Source organism: Aeromonas sp. HMWF015 (assembly GCF_963878965.1).
Taxonomy (GTDB): Bacteria; Pseudomonadota; Gammaproteobacteria; order Enterobacterales; family Aeromonadaceae; genus Aeromonas; species Aeromonas veronii.
On sequence record NZ_CAWNZT010000377.1, the window covers coordinates 1 to 1140 of the forward strand.

Consider the following 1140-nt stretch of genomic DNA (forward strand, 5'->3'; position numbering starts at 1 on the left):
GCCATGGCATCGCTGGAATCCAGCTGGCTGGCATCGACCGGCGCTTCCGGACTGGTCTCTTGCGCCTCGCTCTCTTCCTGCTCCAGCAGAGGGTTGTTTTCGAGCGCTTGCTGAATTTCCTGCTGAAGTTCCAGAGTGGAGAGCTGGAGCAGACGAATCGCTTGTTGTAATTGCGGCGTCATGGTCAGGGACTGACCGAGACGCAACTGTAATGTCGGCTTCATCTACGTCGGGATATCCTTATGTTCAGCGAGGCACTCGTCAAAGGAAATGAAGGCATGCCCCCTTACTATAGACTGAATTGATCGCCCAAATAGACGCGCTTGACCTGCTCATCGGCAAGGATGTCAGCCGGTGCACCTTCGGCAATCATCTTGCCGTGGCTGACGATATAGGCCTTCTCACATACGTCCAGAGTCTCTCTGACGTTGTGGTCGGTAATCAAGACGCCAAGGCCTCTATCTTTCAGATGCTGAATGATCTTCTTGATGTCTATCACAGAAATCGGGTCAACCCCTGCAAAGGGTTCATCCAGCAGAATAAAACGCGGCTCAGCCGCCAGCGCACGGGCGATCTCGACCCGACGGCGCTCACCGCCGGAGAGGCTCTGACCCAGGTTGTCGCGAATGTGGGTGATGTTGAACTCTTCCAGCAGTTGCTGAACCTTGTCCTCACGCTCCTCGCGACTCAACCCCTTGCGGGTCTGCATCACTCCCATCAGGTTGTCGAACACCGACAGGCGACGGAAGATGGAGGCCTCCTGCGGCAGGTAACCGATGCCATTGCGCGCCCGCACATGCATGGGCTGCAGGCTGATGTCCTGATCGTCGATGGTGATGAGACCGGCATCGCGCTGCACCAGCCCCACGATCATGTAGAAGGAGGTGGTCTTGCCCGCCCCGTTGGGGCCGAGCAGGCCGACAATCTGGCCAGTGCCCACTTCAAGGCTGACGTCACTCACCACCATGCGGCGCTTGTAACTCTTCTGCAGGCCCACTGCTTTTAACACTGCCATGGCTTATTTTCCCTGCTTCTTCTGGTCGGCGGGCTTGTCGAAATTCTCTACCTGATCCGGCAGGAACACGGTTTTGACCCGCTGGCTCGGGCTCTTGCTCTCGGCGATCATCTTCTGTTTGACGA

1 protein-coding gene and 2 pseudogenes are annotated in these 1140 nt (G+C 57.0%); all 3 read right to left on the reverse strand.

The features are described 5' to 3' along the window. A pseudogene (locus AACS18_RS19560) lies at nucleotides 1–224 on the reverse strand (RNA polymerase factor sigma-54); the annotation flags it as partial. 65 nt (nucleotides 225–289) lie between these two features. Then, nucleotides 290–1015 (reverse strand): LPS export ABC transporter ATP-binding protein, encoded by a 726-nt coding sequence (gene lptB, locus AACS18_RS19565; protein WP_005336333.1) that lies wholly within the window; start codon nucleotides 1013–1015, stop codon nucleotides 290–292. Nucleotides 1016–1018: 3 nt separating this feature from the next. Next, nucleotides 1019–1140, reverse strand: a pseudogene (locus AACS18_RS19570) (lipopolysaccharide transport periplasmic protein LptA); the annotation flags it as partial.

Bases quoted from the DNA above. Each gene is read 5' to 3' on its own strand.
- lptB (WP_005336333.1), bottom strand. From the start codon at position 1,015: ATGGCAGTGTTAAAAGCAGTGGGCCTGCAGAAGAGTTACAAGCGCCGC.